Raw genomic sequence first — 25,247 nt, 5'->3', positions numbered from 1 at the left:
GGTGCACCTGTGGGTGCGTTGAAGGAGGGGCCGGCGGACAACCGGCCCCTGACAGACGGGGGCGGGGCGGGACGATGCCGCCCCGTGTCAGGTCCTGTGACGCGGCCCCGCGGGGGCCCGGGCGACGAAGCGTCCGTCGGCGTCCTGAACGTACAGCGTGGTGATGGCGTCCTTACTCATGGCAGTAGTCATGTGCACGCGCAGCGGGGCTCCGCGCTGCCCGCTCGCCCGCACGCTGCCGGCCTGAACCCGCTCGCCACTGGCGTTGCCCGTCATCAACCGGTAGGTGATGCCCGCCTCCAGCCCGGACAGCGATACCGGGATCTCGGTGCCCCAGGGATGCGCGGTCATCTCGCCGGCCTGTGCGACATGGACGGAGGCGACGGAGGCGCGGGTGTCACTGCCGGTGGCCGTCACGACGGTCACGAAGGCCGCGCAGGCGGCCAGTGCCAAGGACGCGATTCCGGCCGCCATCCGGCGGCGTACCGGCCTGCACGTCCGTGCCGGGTCGACGGCAGTCGTCCTGCCGGGCTCGGGGAGGGCGGACGGGACGCGGAGGGAGTCAGCCCGCTCGAAGGTGCGCACCACCCGGCGCACTCCTTCCGTTTCCTGGGCGCATCCCTCACACGACGCCACATGGCGGGCGAGCGGAGCCGGCAGCGGCTTGCCCAGGAGCAGGAGTTCTGTGGCTTCCTCGCGGATCGCGAGGCAGAAGTCGTTCATGGTGCCAGCCATCCGTTCTCGTCGAGGATGCCGCGCAGCGCGCGGATGCCGTGGTACAGGCGACTGCGGACGCTGGAGGCCGGGATGCCGAGTTCACCGGCCACGTCAGCACAGCTCCGGCCCAGGAAGTACACCTCGACGACCACTTCCCGGTGCTCGCGGCGCAGACGGTCCAGGGCCTCGCGCAGCTCTATCCGTGCCAGTAACTGGTCGTACGGGTCGACGTCCGCGTCCGCCTTCTCCCGTCCCGCGTCCTCGGCGGGGGCCGCGGGCGGCCGGACCGCCCGGCGCCGCCGGGCATCGACGACCGCGTTCCGGGCGATGGCGTACAGCCAGGTCCGCATGCTTCCGCGGCTGCTGTCGAAGGAGCTCGAGGCGCGCCAGGCCCGCAGGAAAACCTCCTGGACCACCTCTTCGGCCAACTGGTGGTCACCGAGCGCACTGTGCGCGAAACCCAGAAGCTCGCCCCCGTACTCGGTGTAGGCGGCCCGTACGTCCTTCTCACTGCCGAAGGACGCTTCCTCTGCCTTCCGCCGGGCGCGCCACACGCGGACGCCCACTATGAACGCCTGCCGTTCCCGGCCTGCCACCCACTCATCCGGCTTCCTCCGAATCTCACCACGCGTGATTGCGCGAGGGGATACGGGGGCGAAGGCGGCAGTGTTGACGCGAGATGGAGTGACCTGCACCACATGGTGTGGCTGCCCTTTCGTGAACCGTCCACGACGGGCGGCATAGGAGACGGAAGTGACCGACCTGGTCGGAGAGACGGTGCGGTAGGCGCGTGTTGAAGGCTTGGGCGCGCGGCCCGGACGGTGCGGAGCCTGCTGCGCAACTCCACGACTGGCTCCGTCACGTGCGATTACGTGGGGCCGCGGAGGACGGGATCGTTCAGTTCGCGCACGGTGCCCATGAGCTTGATCAGCTGAGGAAGTCGACGCGGTCGATGAGCCCATCGCGTAGGTGGTAGGCCACCAGCACGCGCAGCGGCCCCTCTCCGAGGCCGTGGGCGATTTCATGGTCCACCACCCAGTCGCCCTCGGTGAGCCGTCCCACGATCTCCGCCCGGCAGCGGGCCCTGGCGAACTGGCCCTCGTACCGTTCCCGCAGGATTTCACGGCCCCGCAGTTCGCTGCCGTCGCGCTGGTGGATGACGACGTCCTCGGTGTAGGTGGCGGTGAAGGCGTCGATGTCGTGGGCGTTGTAGGCGGCGAGCTGCCGGTCGACCACTGCGCGGGGTTCGGTCAGGTCGGTCATGTGCGTGTCCGCTCTGTGGTTCAGGCCGCGAGGCGGCGGGTGGCGAGTTCTGCGTAGAGCGCGGCGCCGTCGGCGAGGACCGCGTCGTCGAACCGGGCATGGGGCGAGTGGTTGGGCGGCAGGACCTCCCAGTTCGCCCCCTTGGGGGCGGCGCCGAGCCACACGAACGAGCCGGGCACGGTGGCGAGTACGCGGGAGAAGTCCTCAGCCCCGGTCAGTGGGTTGGGCATCGCGGCGAACCGCTCTTCACCGAAGACCTCGCGCGCGGTCTCCGCCAGAAAGTCGGTCTCGGCCCCGTCGGTCTCGGTGACCGGGTACTGGGGAACGTACTCGACCTCGGCCCGCAGGCCGTGGGCCTGCGCGATGCCCCGCACGAGTCGGACCGCGGCGTCGGCGACCCGGTCCTGCGCGGCTGCGGAGAAGCTGCGTACTGTCGCTGCGAACGAGGCGGTCTCGGGGATCACGTTGCGCTGGGCCCCCGCATGGAAGGACCCCACGGTGATCACCACGGGGTCGAACACGTCGAAGCGACGGGTCACCATGGTCTGCAGGGAGGTGACCATCTCACAGGCCGCCGGAATGGGGTCCTTGGCGCTGTGCGGTGCAGCACCATGGCCGCCCGCCCCGTGCACACGGACGTTCAGCGCACCGGAAGCGGCGAGGATCGGGCCGCGCCGGGAGGTGAACCGCCCGTGTGGCATGGATGACGCCACGTGTACCGCGTAGGCGGCGACCGGGCGCCGCCCCGCCGCGTCCAGTACGCCTTCGGCCAGCATGGCGCCGGCGCCATCCCATCCCTCCTCTCCTGGCTGGAACATGAACACCACGTCGCCGTGGAGCTGCTCGCGCCGCGCCGCCAGCAGCCGGGCCGCGCCGGCGAGCATGGTGGTGTGCAGGTCGTGGCCGCAGGCGTGCATGGCGCCGTTCGCGGAGGCGTACGGCAGTGGTGCCTTCTCCACGACGGGCAGGGCATCCATGTCGCCGCGCAGCAGGACCACGGGCCCCGGACGGCCGCCGCGCAGCACCGCGGTGACCGAGCTCAGGCCCGTACCCTGGCGCACTTCCAGGGGCAGGCCGTCCAGCGCCGCCAGCACCCGCTCCTGGGTGCGCGGTAGTTCGAGACCCACCTCAGGGAAGCGGTGGAGGTCATGGCGGAGCCGGACCAGGTCGGGGGCCAGCGCAATGGCGTCGTCATACAGGGACATGCTGATACCTCTCATCGGCCCCGGTGGTGATCGGGACCGTGTGCTGTGCGAACGTGTTCGGCGATTGTGTGTCTGTCTGCACGAAGGACCAGAGATTTCGCAGGATCACGTCAAGAAGGGGCAGCTTGATGCATGAATCCGCCAGGGAGCGGCGATGACGGGTGCGGGGTCGGAAGCCGACGAGTTGGATCTCGCGCTGGTGCACGCGCTCCAGTTGCAGCCCCGTGCCCCGTGGTCGCTGCTCGGCCAGACCCTGGGAATCAGTCCGGTCACCGCGGCCCGTCGCTGGCGTCGTCTCGCGGACGCCGGGGTCGCCTGGGTGACCGCCTACGGGCTGCCAAGCCCTGTGGACTCCGGGTGCGTCGCGTTCCTCGACGTCGATTGCGTCCCTGGCCGGCTCTGGCGGATCGCCGACACGCTGGCCGAGGAGCCGCACGTGCTGACCGTCGAACACTTCGCCCAGGGTGGTGACCTGTTCGTCACCGCGGCCTTCACCGACCTGGCGCTGCTCTCCCGGTACTCCACCGACCGGCTCGGCGGACTCCCCGGGGTCAGCTCAGTGCGCGTACGCCTGGCGACCGGCTTCTACACCGAGGGCGTCCGCTGGCGCCTGGACTCCCTGGAGCCCTCCCAGCGAAACGACCTGCACGGCAAACACCCCGGCGGCTACACACAGCACTCCCAAGTCCGCGAAGCGGACCGGGCCCTGCTCATCCAACTGGGCATCGACGGCCGCCGTGACCAGGCCGAGCTGGCCGACGCCACCGGGCTCAGCCCCTCCACGGTGCGCCGCCGCCTCGACCGCATGGCCGCCTGTGACACCATCCGGTTCCGCTGCGAGATCGCCGCCCGCGACGCCGGACGCCCGGTTCTGGCGTCCTACGAGGCCGTCGTGCCGCCGGACCGGCTCGACGAGATCGGCCCCCAGCTCGCCAAACTCCCCGAAGTCCGGCTGTGCGCCGCTGTCACCGGCCCCCGCAACCTCTGCTTCTCCCTGTGGCTGCGCACCCTCGCCGACAGCCAACGAATGGAAGCCGCGCTCACCCGCACCTACCCCGACCTCCACATCGCCCAGCGCCGCGTCTCACTGCGCACCATCAAGCGCATGGGACGAATCCTGGACACGGACGGCCGCGCGGTACGCGCCGTCCCGATGGACATCTGGCGCAACCCCGCCTCCTGAAAGCCGGTGCCCCGTACCGTCCCCGTGCCCGAAAGACCGGGGCGGGGCCGGGGAAGGCCCCACCCCTGGGAGGGTGGCTCACCTGATCGTTTCGGGCAGGCGGCGAGGCCATGTTGATCCCGGCAGATACCGCCGGTACCCCGACGCCAGGAGACGGCTAGCGTGAGCGGACAAGGCAGCGGGCGCCTTTCTCCCCGCGTCGGCACAGCGATCGGAGGAAGGTCGCGCCGGTCGTCGCGACGGCGGCCACCGTGGCACTGACGGTCTGTGCACCGGCGCGGCCCGCATCCGCGTTCGCCCCGGCACCCGCGCCTACCTCTGTGAGGCCTCAGGCCCGCACAACGCCGTTCAGGATATCGACGTGCTGGTGGCGGACCTGCCGCCCTTGCCGCGGTGAAGGAGCGTCACGGCCGCACCCAGCACTTCACCGCCGGGGTCGCCGACCGCGACCGGGGCCACGGCGCCGAGTCACGTCGGTGCCCTCGGCGACCAGGTCCGCACCTCCCCGCCTCGCGAACTCCTCGGCCTCGCCCTCAAGCAGAAGAACCACTTCGCGCCCGGAAACGCAGGGGAGTACAACAACACCAACGACGTCCCGGAAGGACTCATCATCGAACAGGCCACCCACCGTCCCCTCGCCCGGCAGGGAGGCCGGCGCATCATCAAGCGCATCGGCCTGCGCCACACCTACTTCCCCGCCGCCGGCGAAACCGACCTCCGCGCGGCCACCCCCGCGGCTGCCACCAGGAAGGAGAATCGATGGGGAGCGATGGTTCCCCGCCCACAGCCCAGCAGACGGCTGAGTTCCTGAACGGAACGCGTCGCCCTGGTGGCCGCGACCGACTCTTGTCCACCTCCATGCCTTCGACGAAGTGTTCAAGGACCAGGGATGTGAAGCTGTGCGTCTACCGAGGCCCGAGGCCCGAGGGCCGGGGAGACGCGGGTCTTGAGCATGCTCCGCATGCCGTCACCGGTTGAGTGGTCCGTGGTCTTTCGTCTGCGGGAGATCCACTTCTCTGTGTACTCCGTGGACGTGAGGCTTCCCAGCTCCCCGCGGGCCTGGAGCAGGAGCAGTTCTTGAAGTAGCCGCACATGCCGCGTGCGAGGACGGTGCTCGCCATGGGACTCTTTCTCTCGCGAGCCCCGAGGCTGACCCGGGGACTCGTGCTGACCCGTTCTAGGGCCGTCACGCGCCCTACCTGCATGAATGGCTAGTTGATCATGTTGCGTACCATGTTCAAGAGCAAGATCCACCGTGCCACCGTGACCCAGGCCGACCTGCACTACGTCGGCTCCGTCACCATCGACGCCGACCTCCTGGAGGCGGCGGACCTGCTGCCCGGGGAGCTCGTGCACATCGTCGACGTCACCAATGGCGCCCGCCTGGAGACGTACACCATCGAGGGCGAGCGCGGCAGTGGTGTCATCGGGATCAACGGCGCGGCCGCGCACCTCGTGCACCCCGGCGATAAGGTGATCATCATCAGCTACGCCCAGGTCGACGACGCCGAGGCCCGGGCGCTGCGGCCGCGGGTCGTGCACGTCGACGAGGGCAATCGCGTCGTGGCCCTCGGTGACGACGCCGCCGCACCGGTGCCGGGCGCCGCCGACATGGCACGCTCGCCGCAGGCGGTGGCGCGCGCCTAGGGCCTGTCCGATGGGTCGGCGCGGCGAGGAGCAGGGGCGATGAGTGACACCGAGGCGGCCGGGCGGCCGTACGGGATCCGGGACGACCGGGCGCGCGGCGTCCTGCTCGCCGAGGAGGACGGGCGCACGGTCGGGCAGATCGTCTACTTCACCCTGGCCGTGCCCGAGCCCGCGCTCGTGCCCGTGCACACCGAGGTGCCGCCCGCCCACGAGGGCCGCGGCATCGCGAGCGCCCTGGCCACGGAGGTGTACGCGCTCGCGGCCCGCGAGGGCCGCGCGGTCGTGCCGCTGTGCCCGTACGTCGCCAAGTGGGCCGAGCGGCACCGGGCCCCGGCGCCCGCCGCCGCGCTCGTCGAGGCCGCGCTCGCCAAGGTCGAACAGGACCCGTCGACATGGTGACCCTCGCGCTCCTGCACACCTCGCCCGTCCACGTGCCGGTCTTCGACGCGCTGCGGGACGAGGAGCACCCGGGCCTCGCGCTGCGCCACCTCGTGCACGAGGGGCTGCTCGACCGCGCCCGCCAGGAGGGCCCCGAGGCCGTCGCGGACCAGCTCGGGGCGGTCCTGGAGCGGGCCGTCGCCGACGGCGCGGGCGCCGTGCTGTGCACCTGCTCCACGATCGGCGGCGTCGCCGAGGCCCGCGCCGCCGCGCTCGGCGTGCCCGTGCTGCGCGTCGACCGGCCCATGGCGGCCGCCGCCGTCGCGGCGGGCCCGGCGGTCACGGTCCTCGCCACGGTCGCCAGCACGCTGGCGCCCACCGTCGCCCTCCTGGAGGAGGAGGCCGAACGGGCCGCGCGCCCCACCGACGTGCGTACCGTCGTGGTGGACGGCGCGTGGGAGCGCTTCGAGGCCGGGGACCAGGACGGATACGTGGGTCTGATCGCCACTGCCGTCGAGCGGGTGGCCGCCGACGGCGCCGATGTCGTCGTGCTCGCCCAGGCCTCGATGGCGGCCGCCGCCGCGCGCTGTGCCGTCCGGGTGCCGGTCCTCGCGAGCCCGCGCCCCGGGCTGCGGGCCGCCGCCGCGCTGTGCGGGCGGCCGGGCACCTAGGGGACGCGCGCGCCGCCGGGATGCGTGGACTCGGCGCGCGGGGGCACGCGAGGCGGGAGAGAGTGGAACCGGCCGACGTGCCTCCGCTCCGCGGGGCCGACCGCCCCGCGCTCGCACGAGACGTACGGGAGGAACCATGACCAGCCCGTTCCCCGACCCCGTCCCGCCGGGGCCCACGCCAGGACCGCGGCCCGACCCGGTGCCCGCGCCGCCGCCCGACCCGGGGCCCGCCCCGGGCCCGGTGCCCGTGCCGCAGCCCCCGCCGTCCCCGGTGCCGAAGCCGCCGGGCCCGGACCCCGTACCGGAGCCGGACCCGACGCCCGAGCCGATGAGCCGGTAGGCGCTACGCCTCGACCTCGGAGCGGTCGCCGCCCCACAGCGTGTGGAACGAGCCCTCGCGGTCCGTCCGGCGGTAGGTGTGCGCGCCGAAGTAGTCCCGCTGCCCCTGCGTGAGCGCGGCGGGCAGCCGCTCCGCGCGCAGCGCGTCGTAGTAGGCGAGGGCCGCGGCGAAGCCCGGCGCGGGCACGCCCTGCGTGGTCGCGGCGACGAGCACGGCGCGCCAGTCGTCCTGCGCCGCGCCGATCTCGCGCGCGAAGCCCTCGTCGGCGAGGAGGCTTGGCAGGTCGGCGCGCGCGTCGTACGCGGCGCGGATGCGGTCGAGGAACGCCGCCCGGATGATGCAGCCGCCGCGCCAGATCGAGGCGACCGCGCCCAGGTCGATGTCCCAGCCGTACTCCGCGCTGCCCGCCGCGATCTCGTGGAAGCCCTGCGTGTACGACACGATCTTCGAGGCGTACAGCGCCTGCTCGACGCGGTCCGCGAAGGCCGCCGCCGCCTCCTTGGACAGCGGCTCGGCGGCCGGGCCCGCGAGGCCGCGCGAGGCGGCGCGCAGGTCCGTGTGGCCCGAGACGGAGCGGGCGAACACCGCCTCCGCGATGCCCGACACCGGCACGCCCAGGTCGAGCGCGATCTGCACGGTCCAGCGCCCGGTGCCCTTCTGCTCGGCCTGGTCCGCCACGACGTCCACGAACGGCTTGCCCGTCGCGGCGTCCACGTGCGCCAGGACCTCGGCGGTGATCTCGATCAGATAGGAGTCGAGCCGCCCCCGGTTCCAGGTGCGGAAGATGTCGGCGATCTCGGCGGGGGAGTAGCCCGCGACCTCGCGGAGCAGCTGGTACGCCTCGGCGATCAGCTGCATGTCCGCGTACTCGATGCCGTTGTGCACCATCTTCACGAAGTGGCCCGCGCCGTCCGGGCCGATGTGCGCGGTGCAGGGGCTGCCGTCGGCGGCCTTCGCGGAGATCTTCTCCAGCATCGGGCCGAGCGCCGCGTACGACTGGGCGGAGCCGCCGGGCATGATGCTCGGGCCGTTGAGCGCGCCCTCCTCGCCGCCGGAGACGCCGGCGCCGACGAAGTGGATGCCGAGCTCGCGCAGTTCGCGCTCGCGGCGGCGGGTGTCCGCGAAGTGCGCGTTGCCGCCGTCCACGATCATGTCGCCCGGTTCGAGCAGCGGCGCGAACTCCTTGATGACGGCGTCCGTCGGCTCGCCCGCCTTCACCATGACGACGAGGCGGCGCGGGCGCTCCAGGGCCGCGACGAATTCCTTCGCGGTCTCCGTGTAGACGAACTCCCCCTCGTCGCCGAACTCGTCGACGAGCGCGCGGGCCTTGGCCGCGGTGCGGTTGTGCACGGCGACCGTGAAGCCGTTGCGGGCGAAGTTCCGGGCGAGGTTGCGCCCCATCACCGCGAGACCCGTGACGCCGATCTGCGCTGAACTGCTCATGTGCTAGCTCCTGGGTTCCTGGAGATCCGAAGTACCGCGACCGTCCGGCGCACCACCTGACCCGCCGGGCAGGCCACAGGTGACGCATGTGTCGTAGGTAACGCGTTCGCCCGTCAGTATCACTCCGCGGCGTACCGTGACCTTGGACACCGTGCCCGAAGGAGGAGCCGCCCGTGCCCCATTTCGACCTGCCGCTCGACCAACTGCGTCAGTACCGCCCGGACCTGCCGGAACCGGAGGACTTCGACGCCTTCTGGGAGAAGACCCTCGCGACCACCCGGGAACACGACCTGGACGCCCGGTTCGAGCCCGTGGACACACCGCTCGCCTCGGTCGACGTCTTCGACGTGACCTTCGCGGGCTTCGGCGGACACCCCGTGAAGGGCTGGCTGCTCCTCCCGGCCGGGGCGCGCGAGCCGCTGCCCGCCGTGGTCGAGTACATCGGGTACGGCGGCGGGCGCGGCCTGCCGCACGAGCGGCTGCTGTGGTCGGCGGCCGGGTTCGCGCACTTCATCATGGACACGCGCGGCCAGGGCAGCACCCATTCGGTGGGCGACACCCCCGACCCCGTGGGGAGCGCCCCGGCGTATCCGGGCTTCCTGACGCGCGGGGTCGAGGACCCGCACGCGTACTACTACCGCCGGGTCTTCACCGATGCCGTACGCGCCGTGGAGGCGGTGCGCGCGCATCCGCTGGTGGACGCCGCGCGCGTGGCCGCGGTCGGCGACAGCCAGGGCGGCGGCATCACGCTCGCCGTCGGCGGGCTCGTGCCGGACCTCGCCGCGATCTCCCCGAACGTGCCGTTCCTGTGCGACTTCCCGCGGGCGGCGACGCTGACCGCCCGGCACCCGTACCAGGAGATCGGCCTCTATCTGCGGGCGCACCGGGGGAGCGAGGACCGGGTGTTCGGCACGCTCGCGTACTTCGACGGCGTGCACTTCGCGGCGCGCGGCCGGGCGCCCGCGCTGTTCTCGACCGCCCTGGAGGACGAGACGTGCCCGCCGTCGACGGTCTTCGCCGCCTTCAACGCCTACGCGGGCAGCGAGCGGTCGATGGAGGTCTACCGCTTCAACGACCACGAGGGCGGGGGCGTCTTCTTCCATGATGTGCAACTCCGGTGGCTTCCGGGGTATTTGAGGAACTGACCAGTTCAACGCCCTCTCGGCGCCGCACTCTTGTCACACCGACGGCGGACCGGCTAGCTTGCGCCCTGTCCTGTGGCTGACGTGTGACCTCGCGTACAACGCGTGTCTGAGGGGGCTTCCATGGCCTTACGAGGCCGGCACCGCCGGTACCAGCCGAGCCGGATCAACCGTGCCTCGCTCACCGTCACGGCGAGCGGCGCGGGCATCGCCCTGCCCCTGGTGACCGCCGGCACGGGCCACGCGGCGGACGTCGACACCTGGAACAAGGTCGCCGCCTGCGAGTCCACGAACAACTGGAGCATCAACACCGGCAACGGCTTCTTCGGCGGCCTGCAGTTCACCCGGTCCACCTGGGAGGCCTACGGCGGCACGGCCTACGCGCCGCGCGCCGACCTCGCCACCAAGGACCAGCAGATCGCCGTGGCCGAGAAGGTCCTCGACGGGCAGGGCCCCGGCGCCTGGCCCGTGTGCTCGGTGCGGGCGGGCCTGACCCGGGGCGGCGACACCCCGGACGTCAAGCCCGCCACGGCACCCGAGAAGCGCACGGGCACGGCGAACGACGCGAGGGCCGAGGGCGGGCGCGCCGCGCCGCGGCCGCCCCAGCGCACCGTCAAGGACGTCAAGCCCGAGGTGACCCCGCAGTCCGCGGCGGGCACCGCCCGGATGTACACGGTCGTGCACGGCGACACCCTCTCCGGCATCGCGGGCGAGCGCCACGTCCGCGGCGGCTGGCCGCAGCTGTACCAGAACAACCGCCGCACCATCGGCGACGACCCGGACCTCATCACCCCGGGCCAGCGGCTCTCGCTGCGCGGCGCGGACGGCAAGGAGAAGCGGCCCGCGCGCCCGCCCGAGCGCAGGAAGCCGCCGGAGCGCCCCGCGCGCGCTCCCGAGAAGCAGCGCGCGCACCCGCAGCCCAAGCACCAGGAGCGGAAGCAGGCCAGACCCGCGCCGAAGCGGGACACGGCGCCGCGGCAGAAGGCCAAACCGGCCACCTCGGCGCAGTCGGGGGCCACCGTGCCCGTCGCCGCGTCGATCGGCACGCCCTACCGCGCGTCCGGCAGCTCCTGGTCGAAGGGCTACCACACGGGCGTCGACTTCCCCGTGCCCACGGGCACGTCGGTGCAGGCCGTCGCCGCGGGCACGGTCGTCCAGTCCGGCTGGGGCGGCTCCTACGGCTACCAGGTCGTCATCCGCCACACCGACGGCAAGTACTCGCAGTACGGCCACATGTCGGCGCTCTCGGTGAAAGCCGGGCAGCGGGTCGTGCCGGGACAGCGCATCGGCCGCTCCGGCTCGACCGGCAACAGCTCGGGCCCGCATCTGCACTTCGAGATCCGCACGGGCCCCGGCTTCGGCTCGGACGTCGACCCGCTGGCGTATCTGCGGGCGCGCGGCGTGCGCATCTGAGGCAGGCCGGTACGCGGGGTCGCTACGCGTGGCCCGCTCTGGCGTCCGCGCGCGGGAACGTCTGCAGCACCGGCTGCAAGGGCAGGCCCGCGAGCCCGGTCAGGCCCTCGGGCAGGAACGACTGCTCCGGCGCGGCCTGTTCGCCCGGCCGGGGCCGACTGGCCGCGTCGGTCCCCGGGCGCTCGTCGTGGTCCGGCACGCGCTGCTCGGTGACCGTGGCGGCCTGCTCCGGCGGCACGGGCGCGGCCCCGGGGAGGCCACGTGTCAGCGGCCCGGGGGACAGCTCGGCGCGGGGCGCGGCCGGTGCGGCGTCCTCGCACACCGAGGCCGACGCGTCGCGCACCGAGGCCGACGAGGAGTCCGCGGCCGTCGTCGCCTCGGCCCCGATGCGCTCCGTGGTCAGCAGGATCAACCCGCCCGCGGCGATGACACCGCAGGTCAGCGCCACCGCCGTACCCACGGCTCCATAGCGGAAGGATTCTCCGAACAGGGTGAGGCCGACCGCGGCCGCTATCACCGGGTTCACCACCGTCACCGTGGACAGCGGCGCCGCGAGGCCCGCGCCCCGGTAGGAGGCCTGCGACAGGAGCAGTCCGGCCACCGCGAGGACCGCGATCACCGCGAGGCTGGGCACCTGCCGGGTCAGCGGCTCCTGGGCGTCCCAGTCCACCGCGACCGTCTTCGTGAACACCGAGGAGATGCCGAAGGCGATGCCCGCCGCCGTGGCGAGCAGGACGCTGCGCACCGCCGGGTGCCGGTGCACCGCGTGCGCGAGCAGCATCAGGCAGACCACGGCCCCGCCGGTGCCGAGCGCGAGCACCACGCGCTCCGCGTCGGCCAGGGACCGGGAGTCGGCGGCCTGCGTCAGCGAGAGCAGGCCTGCGAGGCCCAGCGTCGCCATGAGGGCGCCGCGCCAGGCGGTGGCCCCGGCCCTGCGCCGCACGAACAGCGCCGCCATCGGCAGCGCGAACACGATCGTCAGGGCGCCCAGGGGCTGCACCAGGCTGAGCGGCCCGTAGGCGAGCGCCACGACGTGCAGCAGCCCGCCGAGGCCGTTCAGGACCACCGCGATCCACCACGCGCCGCGGCGCAGCGGCGCGTACTCGTGCTGCGAGGCCTTCGCGGCCACCCGCTCCTGGAGGATCGCCCCGCCCGCGTACGCCACGGCGGAGACGAGGGAGAGCAGGACGGACAGCGCGAGGGCACTCATGAGGCGCTCCGCGGGGGAAGGCAGCACCGGTCGTCCCGGTACGGGTCGTGCCCTGACGTCCGGTACGTCGGGTGCTGCGTGCGGTCGGCTTCCATGTTCACCACAATGTCGCGCGGAGCGCGGCACGTCGTCGTCCCTGAGCAGTCAATCCGTCCTACTACCGATGGAGTACGACCTCCCGTATGTCCTCCCCAGGTCTGGTTACCCGCGGGGCCGGGGGCTTCTGATGTACTGCTGCGGTGACAGCTCGCAGCCCTGACATCGCCTGGGACGTGGTCGGATCCGTCGGCGGCTTCTTCGCCCTGCGGACGGGGGAGCCGCCGGAGCGGACACTCCCCATGGTCGCACGCGTGTACGAGATCGGCAGGGGAGTCACGGAGGGTGACCCGCTGTCCTTCCGCGTCACCAAGGTCGCCGCCCGGCTCGCCGCGCCCGAACCCCGCGTCGCGGCCTCCATCGCCCACCTCGGCCTCGCCGCCCGCCTGTGGTCCCTCGCGCTCGGCCCGGCCGCCCTGTACGGGCGGGTGCCCGACCTCGACCCGCGCCTGCTGCGCTGGGACGCCGACGGCAGCTCCCCGGACGACCTGTGGCTCAGCGGCGACCGCACGTTCCCGGCCGACGCCGCGCGCCTGCGGGAGGTCGTCCTCGACGGCCACCTGGCGCCGCTCGCCAAGGCCCTGCGCGCCCGCTACCGGATCTCCCCGGCGCTCCTGCGCGGCAACGCGGGCTCGGCCCTCGCGGGCGCGGCCCGCGAACTGCACGCCTGGGCGGAGCGCACCGGCCGCCCCGACGCCGGGCGGCGGGCGCTCGCCCTGGCCGCCGAGCTCTTCGCCACCCCGGAGCTGCGCGCCACCGGCACCCTGGACGGCACCGCCTTCCGGCGCCGCAGCTGCTGCCTGTACTACCGCTGCCCGAACGGCGGCCTGTGCGGCGACTGCTGCTTCGACCGGCCGCCGCAGCGGTCTTCCCTCGGGGCGCCCGCTGGGTGACCATGAGAGGGTCGGCCGACGACGGGGGGGCTCCGCTCGTGAAAGTGGGACTGCTCACCCGCGAGTACCCGCCGGACGTCTACGGCGGCGCGGGTGTCCACGTCGAGTTCCTCGCCCGTGAGCTGCGCGCCCTGACCGACCTCGACGTCCACTGCTGGGGCACCGACGCCGACCACAGCGCCGACGGAGCCGTGCGCCACCGTGCGTGGAGCGCCCTCGACACCGCCAACGACGCGCTGCGCACCCTGTCCGTCGACCTCACCATGGCGGCCGCCCTCGGCGGCCGCGACCTCGTCCACACCCACACCTGGTACGCCAACCTCGCCGGTCACGTCGGCAAGCTCCTGCACGGCATCCCGCACGTCCTGACCTCCCACTCGCTGGAGCCGCTGCGCCCCTGGAAGGCCGAGCAACTGGGCGGCGGGTACGCCGTGTCCAGCTGGGCGGAGCGCACCGCCGTCGAGGCCGCCGACGCCGTCATCGCCGTCTCCGGCGCCATGCGCGAGGACATCCTCGCCTGCTATCCGGCCGTCGACCCCGCGAAGGTGCGCGTCGTCCACAACGGCATCGACACCGAGCTGTACCGCCCCGACCCGGGCACCAGCGCCCTCGCCCGGCACGGCATCGACCCCGGCCGCCCGTACGTCCTGTTCGTCGGCCGCATCACGCGCCAGAAGGGCGTGCCCCAGCTGCTGCGCGCGGCCCGGCAGCTGGAGCCCGGCGTCCAGCTGGTGCTGTGCGCGGGCGCGCCCGACACCCCGGAGATCGACCGGGAGTTCCGCGCCCTGTTCGCGGAGCTGAGCCGCGCCCGCGACGGCGTCCACTGGATCCCGCGCATGCTGCCGCGCCCCGAGGTCGTCCAACTCCTCAGCCACGCGGCGGTGTTCGTGTGCCCCTCGGTGTACGAACCGCTCGGCATCGTCAATCTGGAAGCCATGGCCTGCGGCACGGCCGTCGTCGCCTCGCGCGTCGGCGGCATCCCGGAGGTCGTCGCGGACGGCACGACGGGACTCCTCGTGCCCTACGACCGGCACGACGAGGAGCGCTTCGAGCACGACCTCGGCCTGCTCCTGAACCATCTGTCCGCCGACCCGCGCCGCGCCGCGGCCATGGGCGCGGCCGGACGCTACCGGGCCTGCCGCGAGTTCGGCTGGGACGCGGTGGCACGGCGCACGGTCGAGGTGTACGAGGACGTACTCAAGGCAACGTAGCGGGGCACACGGACACCACGGGGCGCGCCCGCGCCCCCAAGGAGCGGCGGCCCGGACCCACAGGGCGGCGGAGGGGGCGGCGATGCGCGGCGGGGCTTCGGTGCTTGGGATCGTCCTCGCGGGCGGCGCGGGCAAGCGGCTGATGCCGCTCACCGCCGACCGCGCGAAACCGGCGGTGACCTTCGGGGGCACGTACCGCCTCGTCGACTTCGTGCTCTCCAACCTCGTCAACGGCGACATCCTGCGCATCTGCGTCCTCACGCAGTACAAGTCGCACTCCCTGGACCGGCACGTGTCCACCACCTGGCGCATGTCGAGCCTGCTCGGCAACTACGTCACCCCCGTCCCCGCCCAGCAGCGCCTCGGGCCCCGCTGGTATTTGGGCAGCGCGGACGCGATCCTGCAGTCCCTGAACCTCGTCCACGACGAACAGCCCCACTACGTCGCGGTGTTCGGCGCCGACCACGTGTACCGCATGGACCCCCGGCAGATGCTGGAGCAGCACATCGAGTCCGGCGCGGGCGTCACCGTCGCCGGGATCCGGGTGCCGCGCGCCCAGGCCCGGCAGTTCGGCGTCATCACCCCGGCGCGCGACGGCACGCTCGTGGAGCGCTTCCTGGAGAAGCCGCAGGACCCGCCGGGGCTCCCGGGCGCCCCGCACCAGGTGTACGCCTCCATGGGCAACTACGTCTTCACCACCAAGGCCCTCGTGGACGCCCTGCGGCAGGACGCCGAGGACGAGGACTCCGCGCACGACATGGGCGGCTCCATCCTGCCCATGCTCACCGAGCGCGGCCTCGCCCAGGTGTACGACTTCGACGACAACCACGTGCCGGGGGAGACCGCCCGGGACCACGGCTACTGGCGTGACGTCGGCACCCTCGACGCCTACTACGAGGCGCACATGGACCTGATCTCCGACCAGCCCGTGTTCAACCTCGACAACCGCAGCTGGCCCATCTACACCCACCCCGGCCAGCTCCCGCCCGCCAAGTTCTGCGCGGGCGGCATCGCGGGGGAGTCCGTCGTCAGCCCCGGCTGCGTCATCCGCGGCCAGGTCACGCGGTCCGTGCTCTCGCCCGGCGTCACGGTCGAGGAGGGCGCGGTCGTCCAGGGCTCGGTCCTGCACGACAACGTCCGCGTCGGCCGGGGCGCGGTGGTGCGCGGCGCCGTCCTGGACAAGAACGTGGACGTCCCGCCCGGCGCCACCATCGGCGTGAACCCCGAGCGGGACGCGGAGCTGTACACGGTCTCGCGCGCCGGGGTCATCGCCCTCGGCAAGGGGCAGTGCGTACCGGAGTGAGCGGCCGGGGCTACGGGCCGGGCGGAGACTACCCACGCTGGTGATGGTCCCGGCGGGCGGCGCGGGCGAGACTGGGCGGACTCCAGCCCGCAGGCGGACTCCAGCCCGCAGGCGCGTCGGCGGCCGTGCCGCGACGGACGCCGTCGGGCGGCCCGCCACGGCAGCACTCCACCCGAAGGACCTCACTTGACGGACACAAGAGCCGGTGACGCCGCGCGGCGGTTAGAGGTGGCCCTGATCGGCGCGGGCCTGATCGCCCGGCTGCACCTCGACGCCTGGACCCGTACGGGAGCGGCCGTCCGCGTGCACTCCACGGACGGCCGCGCCCCGGACCTGGCAAGCGAGTTCGGCGCCCGGGCCGTCGCCACCCTGGACGAGGCGCTCGACGGCGCGGACGTCGTCGACATCTGCTCCCCGACGCACAGCCACCACGAGATCGCCATGGCCGCCATCGCCGCGGGCGTCGGCGTGGTGTGCGAGAAGCCGCTGGCCGCCGGCGTCGAGGAGGCCGAGGAGATCGTCGCCGCGGCGGAGCGGGCCGGGGTGCGGCTCTGCCCGACCCACAACGCGCGCTTCGCCCCGGCGTTCGCCCGGCTCCACGACCTGGTCGCGGCGGGCGGGCTCGGCGCGGGCGCCGTCGCCCGCTTCGACGTCGCCGGATACCACCCGCGGCCCTGGACCGGCCACGCCTCCGCGCGGTCGGGCGGGATCCTCACCGACCAGATGCTGCACGGCGTCGACATCGCCCACTGGATCTTCGGGGACGTCGTCCGGGTGCACGCCCACTACCAGGGCGAGATCGCCGCACCGGCCCCTGAGGGCGCCTTCGCGGTCGGCACCGCCGTCCTCACCCACGCGAGCGGCGCCCTCAGCCGGGTCGTCAGCCGCTGGACGGCCACGCCGCAGCCGCCCATCCGCGTCGCCTACCACGTCTCGGGCACCGGCGGCACGGTGCTCCACGACTCCGAATGGCCCCAGGAGATCAGGGTGTTCAGCGGTGACGCCGCGGCCTTCGGGGCGCACGGCGAGTCGCCGTTCCTCGCCGAGATCCGCGAGTTCTCCCAGGCCTTCCTGGGCGGCCCCGAGCCCCGCCTCGGCCCCGGGGACGCCCTGGCCGCCGTCCGCGTCACCCAGGCCGCCGCCGAATCCGCCTGGACGGGCCGGGCCGTGGACCTGCCCGGGAAAGAGGCCGCGTGAAGCCTGAAGGAGGCCGCATGAAGCCCGAAGGAGGCCGCGTGAAGGTCGCCGTCCTGTCGTTCGCCCACGAGCGCGCCGCGACGTACGCCCGGCTGCTGCGCGCCACGCCCGGCGTCGACCTGCTCGTCGCGGACCCCGAAGGGCCGCCGGACGAGCAGGGCCGGGGCCCGGCCGCCGCCCGCCGCCTCGACGCCGCGTACGCGGGCAGCTGGGACAAGGCGTTCGCGCTGCGCCCCGACGCCGTGGTCGTCACGAGCGAGGTCGCCCGCCGCCGGGAACTGGTCGAGCGGGCCGCCGAGATCGGCGCCCACGTCCTGTGCGAACAACCCCTCGCGGCCACCGAGGCCGACGCCGACGCCATGGCGCGCGCCTGCGCGGACGCCGGGGTGCGCCTCGCCCTCGTGGCACCGGACTGCTGCGGCCCGGCATTCGCCGCCGTGCGCCGCCAGCTCGCCGACGGCGCGGCCATCGGCCCGCTCACCACCGTCCACGGGGCCTACCACGGCCCCGCCGCACCGGAGGCGGGCGGCGCCCTGCGCACCCACACGGGCGTCCTGCTCGACCTGGTGGACACGGTGCTCGACGGCACCCCCGCGGTCCAGGTCTACGCCCAGTCCAACAGCGTCCTCAGCGGCGAGGCGGACGTCGAGAGCACGGCCCTGCTCACCGTGCGCTACGCGGACGGCACGGTCGCGGCCCTCGACGGCAGCTGGAGCCCGCCGACGGACCCGGCAGGCGGCGGCCCCACCCTGACCTTCGTCGGCGAACGGGGCAGCGTCGAGTTCACCGCCCGCCCGAAGCTGCTCGGCGGGTTCGACTCCGCCACCGGCCGCGAGCGCTGGACCACGGGCGGGGCCGACCCCTGCGCGGCCGTCCTCGACGCCTTCGTCACCTCGGTCGGCACGGGCCACTGGGCCGGTCCCGACGGCGCGACCGGCGTGCGTACCCTGCGGGTGATCAGGGCAGCCTACGAGTCGGCGCGCACGGGCCGCCCCGTCGACGTGGCCGTCCCCGAGCCCGCCCGGCCGTAGCGGACCCGCTCGGTACCTTCAACCTCGGCGAAGGGGTGAGGGGCGCACACGCCCCGCACCCCTTCGCCGTGACAGGGAGACGCGCATGACAAGGATCGGGATCATCCTCGGCACCACCCGGCCCGGCCGCGTCGGCCCCCAGGTCGCCCAGTGGGTCGAGAAGGCCGCCCGCACCCACGGCGAGGCGGACTTCGAGCTCGTCGACCTCGCCGACTACGACCTGCCGCTCTTCGATGAGCCGCGGTCCCCGCGCATGGGCGACTACGCGCACGCCCACACCCGCGCCTGGAGCAGCAAGATCGCCGAACTCGACGGGTACGTCTTCGTCACCCCCGAGTACAACTGGTCGATCCCGGCCGCGCTCAAGAACGCCATCGACTTCGTCTACAACGAGTGGAACAACAAGGCGGCCGGTTTCGTCGGCTACGGCGCGAGCGCCAACGGCGTGCGGGCCGTCGAGCACCTGCGCGCCATCGCCGCCGCGGTCCAGCTCTCGCCCGTGTACACGCAGGTCAACCTGTCGCTGTTGACCGACTTCGAGCGGTACGAGACCTTCACCCCCGCCGCACGCCACGACGCCGTGCTCCAGCGAATGCTCACCGAACTGATGACCCGGACCCGCACGCTCGCACCACTGCGCCACGCCTGAAGCACCGCACGCGCAAGGAGGACCACCGATGAGCACGCCGACCGCGGAGCCCACCACCGAGCCCGCCCCGCCCGCCGACACCACCCCGTCCGTCTACCGCTTGCCCTTTCCGCCCGGCTTCACCGAACGCGGCAGCTGCCCGTTCGACCCGCCGCCCCTGCTCCGCGACCACCACGACGAGGGCGAGGTGCGGCAGATCGCCCTGACCGACGGCAGCACCGGCTGGCTCGTCACCGGGTACGAGGAGAGCCGCAAGCTGCTCACCGACCCCCGGCTCAGCTCCGACCGGCTGCGCAACCCGCTGGTCGTGAAGCTGCCCAAGGAGCTGCGCGCCCAGCTCATGGCCGACGAGGCGGTCGCGGGCAACTTCATCGCCCTGGACCCGCCCGACCACACCCGCTACCGCAGGCTGCTGACCCGGGAGTTCACGCTCCGCCGGGTGCGCGGGCTCGAACCGCGCATCCTGGAAATCGTCACCGAGCGCATCGACGCGATGCTCGCCGCGGGGAACAGCGCCGACCTCGTGCAGGACTTCGCCCTCGCGGTGCCGTCCCTGGTGATCTGCGAACTGCTCGGCGTCGCCTACGAGGAGCGCGGGGAGTTCCAGGCCCGCACCGAGGAACTGCTCAACCTGGACATCCCGTTCGAGAAGCAGCTCGCCGCCCTCGACGAACTGCGGACGTTCATCCTCGGCCAGGTGCGGCGCAAGCGCGCCACCCCCACCGACGACATGCTGTCCGGGCTCATCCACTCCGGCACCGAACCGGCGCTCACCGACGAGGAAGTCGTCGGCATGGCCAACCTGCTGCTCGTCGGCGGCCACGAGACGACCGCGAACATGCTGTCCCTCGGCACCTTCGCCCTCCTCGAACACCCCGAACAGCTCGGAGCCCTGCGCGCACACCCCGAACTCATGGACGGGGCCGTCGAGGAACTCCTGCGCTATCTGTCCATCGTCCACCACGGGCTGCTGCGCACCACCACCGAGGACGTCGAGATCGGGGGCCGTACCATCCCCGCGGAGTCCCTGGTCATCATCTCGGTGTCCGAGGCGAACCGGGACCCGCGCCACTACGACACCCCGGCAGCCCTCGACGTGAGCCGCCCGCGCCGGACCCATCTCGCCTTCGGCCACGGCATCCACCAGTGCATCGGCCAGCAGCTGGCCCGCAGCGAGATGACCATCGCCTTCCCCGAACTCCTGCGGCGTCTGCCGGGGCTGCGCCTGGCCGTCCCGGCCCACGAGGTGCCGCTGCGCGAGAAGATGGCCGTCTACGGCCTGCACAGCCTGCCCGTGACCTGGGACGCCCCCGGCGCGTAGCCGCCCCCCCCGAAGAGCCCGCGCGATGCCGGTGCGGCGGGGAAACTTACCAGGTTGAGGAGTGCTCACTGGGGCCACCGCTGCCTCACCCTGGGAGACGTCACCAGACCATCGTCGACCACAGGGACGGAACGGATGACCGACGACAACGCATACCAGCACTTCGACGCGACCACCCTGGACTACGAACGGGCCTACCGGACCAGCTCCCTGGTGGAAGGCGTGGTGCTGGAGCGGATGCCCTGGGACATCGGCGGACCGCAGCCGATCCTGGTGGACCTCGAGCGGGCGGGCCGCGTCGTCGGTGACGTCCTCGACATCGGCAGCGGCGTCGGTGACAACGCCATCCACCTGGCCCAGCGCGGCTATCGCGTGACGGGTCTCGACGTCGCGCCCACCGCGGTCGAGAAGGCGCGGGCCCGCGCCGCTGAGAAGGGCGCCGACGTCACCTTCGCCGTCGGCGACGCGACGAGCCTCGACGGCTACGACGACCAGTTCGACACGGTGACCAGCAGCCTGGTCTTCCACTGCTTCGGACCCCGGCGGCGCCGCGCGTACGCGGACGCCGTCGCGCGGGTCCTGCGGCCCGGCGGGCGGCTGCTCCAGTGGTGCTCCCGGGGCGCCGCGGCCGGCCCCGAGCCCATCACCGAGGAGACCATACGCGACGCCTTCAGCGGCCCCGGCTGGACCGTCACCACCCTGCGCGCCCAGCACCTGACGACGACCGTCCTCGACGAGCCCCTGCGCAAGGACTACGAAGGCGGGCAGCTCGACACCGACGACAGCGGCGCCACGCTGCTGCCGATCTGGCTCCTCGAAGCGACGCGCGACTGACCGCGCCCGGACCCGCACCCGAGGTGGCCGACATGACCGAAACGCCCGCCACGCCGACGGGCCTGCCCACCGCCCGCGCGGCAGGCTGCCCGTTCGACCCGCCGCCCGGCCTCGCCGTGCTGCGCGACCGGGCCCCGCTGACCCGCATGGAGTTCCCAGGCGGTCACGTCGGCTGGCTGGCCACCGGCCACGCGGTGGTGCGCGCGCTGCTCTCCGACCCGCGCTTCAGCCACCGCAACGACAGGAGGCACTGGCCCCTGGCCGACATCGGCCGGGGGTTCCCGCCGCTGCCCGGCGACATGCTCCACATCGACCCGCCGGACCACACGCGGTACCGCAAGCTCCTCGCGGGCAAGTTCACCATGCGCCGGATGCGCCGCCTCACCGGCAGCGCCAAGCAGATCGTCGCCGGGCAGCTCGACGCCATGGAGCGGCACGGCGGCCCCGTGGACCTGCTGGAGTTCTTCGCCCGCCCCGTCCCGACGCTGATGGTCTGCGCCCTGCTCGGCGTGCCGCACCAGGACCGCGCCACCTTCCACCCGCCGATGCGGGGCACGGACGACGCCGCGGCCGTGGCGGAGGACGTCGCGGCGTACGTGGAGCTGACGTACGCCGACATGCAGGAGTACTTCCGCGAGCTGGTGGCGGCCAAGCGGGCCGCGCCCACCGACGACCTGCTGAGCGAGCTGACCACGTCCGACCTCACCGAGGACGAACTGGTGGGCCTGTGCGCGGTGATGATGCACGCGGGCGTCGACTCGACCTCGAACATGCTGGCTCTTGGCACCTGGGCGCTCCTGAACCGCCCGGACCAGCTGGCGGCCCTGCGGGAGCGGCCGGACCTCGCGGGCGGCGCCGTCGAGGAGCTGATGCGCTACATGAGCGTCGTGCACACCGGCTCCCGCGCGGCCCTCGAGGACGTCGAACTGGCCGGTGAGCTGGTCAGGGCCGGGGAGTCGGTGGCGTTCTCCGTGCAGGCCGCCAACCGCGACCCGGTCCGCTTCGGCGACCCGGACACCCTCGACATCCGGCGCGACGCGGTGGGCCACCTGGGGTTCGGGTACGGCGTCCACCAGTGCCTGGGGATGCAGCTGGCGCGCGTCGAGATGCGCGTGGCCTTCCCCGCCCTGTTCGCCCGGTTCCCGGACCTGCGCCTCGCGGAGCCCGCCGGGGACATCCCCCTGCGCGACGACCTGGTCATCCCCTACGGCGTGCACCGGCTGCCGGTCACCTGGTAGGCGTCTGCCGGAGCCCCCGACCGCTGGGGCTCCGGCAGTTCCGTGTCCGGGGGCGGTCAGGTCCGCGCCGTCAGGCGGCCCAGCACCTGCCGCAGCAGCCCCAGGCGCTCGGGCAGCTCCGCGTCCCCCTCGGGCCACGCCAGGTCGACCCCGGTGCGGCCGTCGAAGGTGGTGGCCACATAGCCGCCGATGGCCGCGAACTCGCCCGGGGCCACCTTCCGGCGCGAGGAGGAGTGGAAGTTGGCCAGGAGCAGGCCGTCCGGTGACCGCAGGGGCGGCACGACGCCCCAGTTCGACACGCTGACCACGGCGGGCGCCGGACCCGACGGCCGCGCCTTCGCGTGCGGCGCGGGCTGGGTGACCATGTCCAGGAGGCTGCGCTGGATGGACCCGTCGGCGAGGCCCGCCCGCAGCCGCTCGCCGAGCGCCCGGCCGAGGGCGACGGCACCGGGCCCGACGTCGTCGGCGGCCCTGAAGAGGCCGCCCCCGACGACGTTCGTCCCCTCGGTCGGGCCGACCGGGGGCGCGAGGCGGTTGCGCAGGTTCACCGTGTACCGGAACAGCAGCTCGGCGACCGGCAGGCCCCGGACCTCGGCCTCCACCAGCAGAACGGCCCCCGAAAGCAGGCCATTGAGCGTCACCTGCTCGCGATGGCCGAGCTCCGCGAGCGCCTTCGTCTCGGCCCGGGTCAGGCGGTGCTGCACCACGTGCCGGACCATCGGAACCCGCGCGGAGGCGGGCAGCTCCGTCACCGTCCTGAGCGGCGCCGCGTCCCCGTCACCGGACGCGGCCCGGTGGATGCCGCGCTCGGCAAGGAGGTCTTCGAGGGACCGGGGGTAGGGGCGGCGCGGCAGGTCCACGGGCACGCCCCGCACGACGTCGGTGTAGCAGGCCCACAGCGCCGCGAGCAGTTCGATGGAGTGGTGGGCGTCGGCGATGCTGTGGTGGGTCAGCAGCGTCACGCTCGCCTCGGCGCCGTCGCGCACCACGTTGAGCGCGCTCAGCATCCGGTACTCGTCCAACTCCACGCCGGTCAGCGGGTGGTCGGGGTCGCCCGCGCAGATCTGCACCTCGGGCGGGACGCCGGACGCCACGAACACGAGCCCGCCGTCGTCGGCTTCGAGCCGGGCGGCGAGCTGCGGATGCGCGTGGCACACCGCCGCGTAGGCGGTCCGCAGCGCGTCCGGATCCAGGGGGCCGACGGTACGCACCGTGTAGCCCACGTACATCTCCACGTCGGCATAGATTTTCTCGGTGGGTGTCAGCGCACGCTGAATTGCGGCTGTCGTCATGAAGGAATGGCCTTTCCGCCGGCGCCCTGCGGATCCGCAGCCCGGTCATCTTTGCCCACCGGCTACGGCAGGGCCATCACCAACGCGGGTAGTCCTGCGGGACGTTCCGCACGTCGACGGCCGCCCCGCCGACTACACCACCGGGCCCTACCAGGTTGGGGGATTCCGCGCGGTCACTGGGCGACTAGCCTGGCCACAGAGATTCAAGCAGCATGCGCGTGGTGCGCATCCCGTGTCTGCGGAAATTCCGCTGCTTGGTCCACGACCCCGTGTTCGCGCCCGCATATGAGCCTTTCGCGAGCCGCCGCGCATACGGGACATCACCCCGAGCGGGAGGATTCCATGAGCGACGCGATTTCCTATGAGGTGCCGTGGGCGCGGACCCATCAGTTCGATCCTCCCGCCGTGTTCGACGCGCTGCGCGCCGAACGGCCGCTCGCGCGGATGACCTATCCCGACGGTCACGAGGGTTGGCTCGCCACCGGTCACGACGTGGTGCGCAAGGTCCTCGGCGACCCGAGGTTCAGCCACAGCACGGAGATCGGGCACTTCCCGGTGACCCACCAGGGGCAGCTGGTGCCCAATCACCCGAAGATTCCCGGGATGTTCATCCACATGGACCCGCCCGACCACACGCGCTACCGGCGCCTGTTGACCGGGGAGTTCACCGTCCGCAGGGCGAGTCGGCTCAGGGCGCGGGTGGAGGCCGTGGCCGCCGAGCAGGTCGGCGTCATGCGTGCCCACGGCACGCCCGCCGACCTGGTGGAGACCTTCGCCAGGCCCCTGGTCCTGAGGGTGCTCTCCGAACTGGTCGGGCTGCCCTACGACGAACGCGAGCACTACGAGCACGCGCCGACGCTCCTGCACGACCCCGACGCGGATCCGCAGGAGGTCGCCGCCGCCTTCGAGAAGGCGGGCTCCTTCTTCGTCGAGGTCATCGAGCGCAAGCGGAAGCAGCCCGGCGACGACCTCCTCAGCCGTCTGACCGCCGACGGGGAACTGACGACGGAAGAGCTGTGCAACATCGTCGTCCTGCTGCTCTTCGCGGGCTACGAGACCACGGAAAGCGCCCTGTCCGTCGGTGTTTTCGCGCTCCTGCACCACACGGAACAACTGGCGAAGGTCCGCGCGGATCCGGCACGACTCGACGCCGCGGTCGAGGAACTCCTCCGCTATCTCACCGTCAACCAGTACCACACCTACCGGACCGCCCTCGAAGACCTCGAACTGAACGGGGAGACGGTCAAGAAGGGCGACACCGTGACGGTGTCCCTGCCCGCGGCCAACCGCGACCCCGCCAAATTCACCTGCCCCGAGAAACTGGACATCGACCGCGACACCACGGGACACGTCGCCTTCGGTTACGGAATCCACCAGTGCCTCGGCCAGAACCTGGCCCGCGTCGAACTGCGCGCCGGTCTCGCGGCCCTCCTCGGGGAGTTTCCCGGTCTGCGCCTCGCCGTCGCGACGGACGAGGTGCCGCTCCGGCTCAAGGGGTCCGTCTTCGCCGTGAAGAGCCTTCCTGTCTCTTGGTGAGCCTTTCTCCCTCTCCGAAAGGAACCGCGGCATC

24 protein-coding genes and 1 pseudogene are annotated in these 25,247 nt (G+C 73.0%); 18 read left to right on the top strand and 7 right to left on the bottom strand.

Translation table 11 applies throughout. From position 1 onward, the window contains the following. Nucleotides 1–87: 87 nt before the first annotated feature. From ACIG3E_RS32380 to ACIG3E_RS32365, 4 genes are all read right to left on the bottom strand, one after another. Complete coding sequence (locus tag ACIG3E_RS32380; RefSeq protein ID WP_399623123.1) at nucleotides 88–723, bottom strand: hypothetical protein; 636 nt, start codon at nucleotides 721–723, stop codon at nucleotides 88–90. After that, nucleotides 720–1,313 (bottom strand): sigma-70 family RNA polymerase sigma factor, encoded by a 594-nt coding sequence (locus tag ACIG3E_RS32375; RefSeq protein ID WP_399623122.1) that lies wholly within the window; start codon nucleotides 1,311–1,313, stop codon nucleotides 720–722. Before ACIG3E_RS32375 ends, ACIG3E_RS32380 begins: the two co-directional genes overlap by 4 nt. 331 nt (nucleotides 1,314–1,644) lie before the next feature. Beyond that, nucleotides 1,645–1,980: a nuclear transport factor 2 family protein gene (locus ACIG3E_RS32370; protein WP_399623121.1), complete on the bottom strand. Its 336-nt coding sequence runs from the start codon at nucleotides 1,978–1,980 to the stop codon at nucleotides 1,645–1,647. Between the two features lie 20 nt (nucleotides 1,981–2,000). Beyond that, nucleotides 2,001–3,185 carry a M20 family metallopeptidase gene (locus ACIG3E_RS32365; RefSeq protein ID WP_399623120.1) on the bottom strand — a complete coding sequence of 395 codons (1,185 nt, stop codon included), beginning with the start codon at nucleotides 3,183–3,185 and terminating at the stop codon, nucleotides 2,001–2,003. A gap of 154 nt (nucleotides 3,186–3,339) precedes the next feature. On the opposite strand from ACIG3E_RS32365, the gene ACIG3E_RS32360 reads away from it, so the two are divergent. From ACIG3E_RS32360 to ACIG3E_RS32335, 6 genes and pseudogenes are all read left to right on the top strand, one after another. After that, nucleotides 3,340–4,368, top strand: coding sequence for an Lrp/AsnC family transcriptional regulator (locus ACIG3E_RS32360; RefSeq protein ID WP_399623119.1), 1,029 nt, complete (start codon nucleotides 3,340–3,342; stop codon nucleotides 4,366–4,368). 502 nt (nucleotides 4,369–4,870) lie between these two features. Further along, a pseudogene (locus ACIG3E_RS32355) lies at nucleotides 4,871–5,179 on the top strand (serine hydrolase); the annotation flags it as partial. A 410-nt stretch (nucleotides 5,180–5,589) separates the two neighbouring features. After that, nucleotides 5,590–6,015 carry an aspartate 1-decarboxylase gene (panD, locus tag ACIG3E_RS32350; protein ID WP_366791691.1) on the top strand — a complete coding sequence of 142 codons (426 nt, stop codon included), beginning with the start codon at nucleotides 5,590–5,592 and terminating at the stop codon, nucleotides 6,013–6,015. Nucleotides 6,016–6,054: 39 nt separating this feature from the next. Beyond that, on the top strand, nucleotides 6,055–6,414 hold the full coding sequence (locus tag ACIG3E_RS32345) for a GNAT family N-acetyltransferase (protein WP_399623118.1): 360 nt from the start codon (nucleotides 6,055–6,057) through the stop codon (nucleotides 6,412–6,414). Continuing rightward, a complete protein-coding gene (locus tag ACIG3E_RS32340) occupies nucleotides 6,408–7,064 on the top strand; it encodes an aspartate/glutamate racemase family protein (protein WP_399623117.1) in 657 nt (218 codons plus the stop codon). The genes ACIG3E_RS32345 and ACIG3E_RS32340 overlap by 7 nt, the downstream gene beginning before the upstream one ends. 136 nt (nucleotides 7,065–7,200) lie before the next feature. Next, a complete protein-coding gene (locus ACIG3E_RS32335; RefSeq protein WP_242726876.1) occupies nucleotides 7,201–7,404 on the top strand; it encodes a hypothetical protein in 204 nt (67 codons plus the stop codon). Nucleotides 7,405–7,407: 3 nt separating this feature from the next. Here the strand turns inward: ACIG3E_RS32335 and gndA are convergent, their stop codons facing one another. Continuing rightward, nucleotides 7,408–8,847, bottom strand: coding sequence for an NADP-dependent phosphogluconate dehydrogenase (gene gndA / locus ACIG3E_RS32330; protein WP_399623116.1), 1,440 nt, complete (start codon nucleotides 8,845–8,847; stop codon nucleotides 7,408–7,410). Between the two features lie 173 nt (nucleotides 8,848–9,020). Between gndA and ACIG3E_RS32325 the strand changes: the two genes are divergently transcribed. Both ACIG3E_RS32325 and ACIG3E_RS32320 read left to right on the top strand, forming a co-directional pair. Continuing rightward, nucleotides 9,021–9,992 carry an acetylxylan esterase gene (locus ACIG3E_RS32325; RefSeq protein ID WP_399623115.1) on the top strand — a complete coding sequence of 324 codons (972 nt, stop codon included), beginning with the start codon at nucleotides 9,021–9,023 and terminating at the stop codon, nucleotides 9,990–9,992. 120 nt (nucleotides 9,993–10,112) lie between these two features. Then, complete coding sequence (locus ACIG3E_RS32320) at nucleotides 10,113–11,402, top strand: transglycosylase family protein (protein ID WP_399623114.1); 1,290 nt, start codon at nucleotides 10,113–10,115, stop codon at nucleotides 11,400–11,402. Nucleotides 11,403–11,424: 22 nt separating this feature from the next. Here the strand turns inward: ACIG3E_RS32320 and ACIG3E_RS32315 are convergent, their stop codons facing one another. Continuing rightward, nucleotides 11,425–12,612: a DMT family transporter gene (locus ACIG3E_RS32315; protein WP_399623113.1), complete on the bottom strand. Its 1,188-nt coding sequence runs from the start codon at nucleotides 12,610–12,612 to the stop codon at nucleotides 11,425–11,427. Nucleotides 12,613–12,851: 239 nt separating this feature from the next. On the opposite strand from ACIG3E_RS32315, the gene ACIG3E_RS32310 reads away from it, so the two are divergent. From ACIG3E_RS32310 to ACIG3E_RS32270, 9 genes are all read left to right on the top strand, one after another. Next, the gene (locus ACIG3E_RS32310; protein ID WP_399623112.1) at nucleotides 12,852–13,601 is read left to right on the top strand and encodes a (2Fe-2S)-binding protein; all 750 of its coding nucleotides are present in this window, start codon (nucleotides 12,852–12,854) and stop codon (nucleotides 13,599–13,601) included. 38 nt (nucleotides 13,602–13,639) lie between these two features. Then, a complete protein-coding gene (glgA, locus tag ACIG3E_RS32305) occupies nucleotides 13,640–14,812 on the top strand; it encodes a glycogen synthase (RefSeq protein ID WP_399623111.1) in 1,173 nt (390 codons plus the stop codon). Nucleotides 14,813–14,894: 82 nt separating this feature from the next. Beyond that, complete coding sequence (gene glgC, locus ACIG3E_RS32300; RefSeq protein WP_399623110.1) at nucleotides 14,895–16,115, top strand: glucose-1-phosphate adenylyltransferase; 1,221 nt, start codon at nucleotides 14,895–14,897, stop codon at nucleotides 16,113–16,115. A 186-nt stretch (nucleotides 16,116–16,301) separates the two neighbouring features. Then, nucleotides 16,302–17,312 (top strand): Gfo/Idh/MocA family protein, encoded by a 1,011-nt coding sequence (locus tag ACIG3E_RS32295; protein WP_399623109.1) that lies wholly within the window; start codon nucleotides 16,302–16,304, stop codon nucleotides 17,310–17,312. Nucleotides 17,313–17,329: 17 nt separating this feature from the next. Beyond that, a complete protein-coding gene (locus ACIG3E_RS32290) occupies nucleotides 17,330–18,343 on the top strand; it encodes a Gfo/Idh/MocA family protein (protein WP_399623108.1) in 1,014 nt (337 codons plus the stop codon). A gap of 85 nt (nucleotides 18,344–18,428) precedes the next feature. Next, nucleotides 18,429–18,992: an NADPH-dependent FMN reductase gene (locus ACIG3E_RS32285; protein WP_399623107.1), complete on the top strand. Its 564-nt coding sequence runs from the start codon at nucleotides 18,429–18,431 to the stop codon at nucleotides 18,990–18,992. 28 nt (nucleotides 18,993–19,020) lie between these two features. Continuing rightward, nucleotides 19,021–20,313, top strand: a complete 1,293-nt coding sequence (locus ACIG3E_RS32280; protein ID WP_399623106.1) for a cytochrome P450 — start codon at nucleotides 19,021–19,023, stop codon at nucleotides 20,311–20,313. Between the two features lie 135 nt (nucleotides 20,314–20,448). Next, nucleotides 20,449–21,147: a class I SAM-dependent methyltransferase gene (locus ACIG3E_RS32275; protein WP_399623105.1), complete on the top strand. Its 699-nt coding sequence runs from the start codon at nucleotides 20,449–20,451 to the stop codon at nucleotides 21,145–21,147. A 32-nt stretch (nucleotides 21,148–21,179) separates the two neighbouring features. Continuing rightward, a complete protein-coding gene (locus ACIG3E_RS32270; protein WP_399623104.1) occupies nucleotides 21,180–22,385 on the top strand; it encodes a cytochrome P450 in 1,206 nt (401 codons plus the stop codon). A gap of 56 nt (nucleotides 22,386–22,441) precedes the next feature. Here ACIG3E_RS32270 and ACIG3E_RS32265 read toward each other — a convergent pair whose 3' ends face one another. Then, on the bottom strand, nucleotides 22,442–23,677 hold the full coding sequence (locus ACIG3E_RS32265) for a hypothetical protein (protein WP_399623103.1): 1,236 nt from the start codon (nucleotides 23,675–23,677) through the stop codon (nucleotides 22,442–22,444). A 342-nt stretch (nucleotides 23,678–24,019) separates the two neighbouring features. On the opposite strand from ACIG3E_RS32265, the gene ACIG3E_RS32260 reads away from it, so the two are divergent. Beyond that, nucleotides 24,020–25,213 (top strand): cytochrome P450, encoded by a 1,194-nt coding sequence (locus ACIG3E_RS32260; RefSeq protein ID WP_399623102.1) that lies wholly within the window; start codon nucleotides 24,020–24,022, stop codon nucleotides 25,211–25,213. Nucleotides 25,214–25,247: the final 34 nt, after the last annotated feature.

It is taken from the genome of Streptomyces sp. NPDC053474 (genome assembly GCF_044544845.1).
Taxonomy (GTDB): Bacteria; Actinomycetota; Actinomycetes; order Streptomycetales; family Streptomycetaceae; genus Streptomyces.
This window is presented reverse-complemented; position numbering and strand designations above follow the sequence as displayed.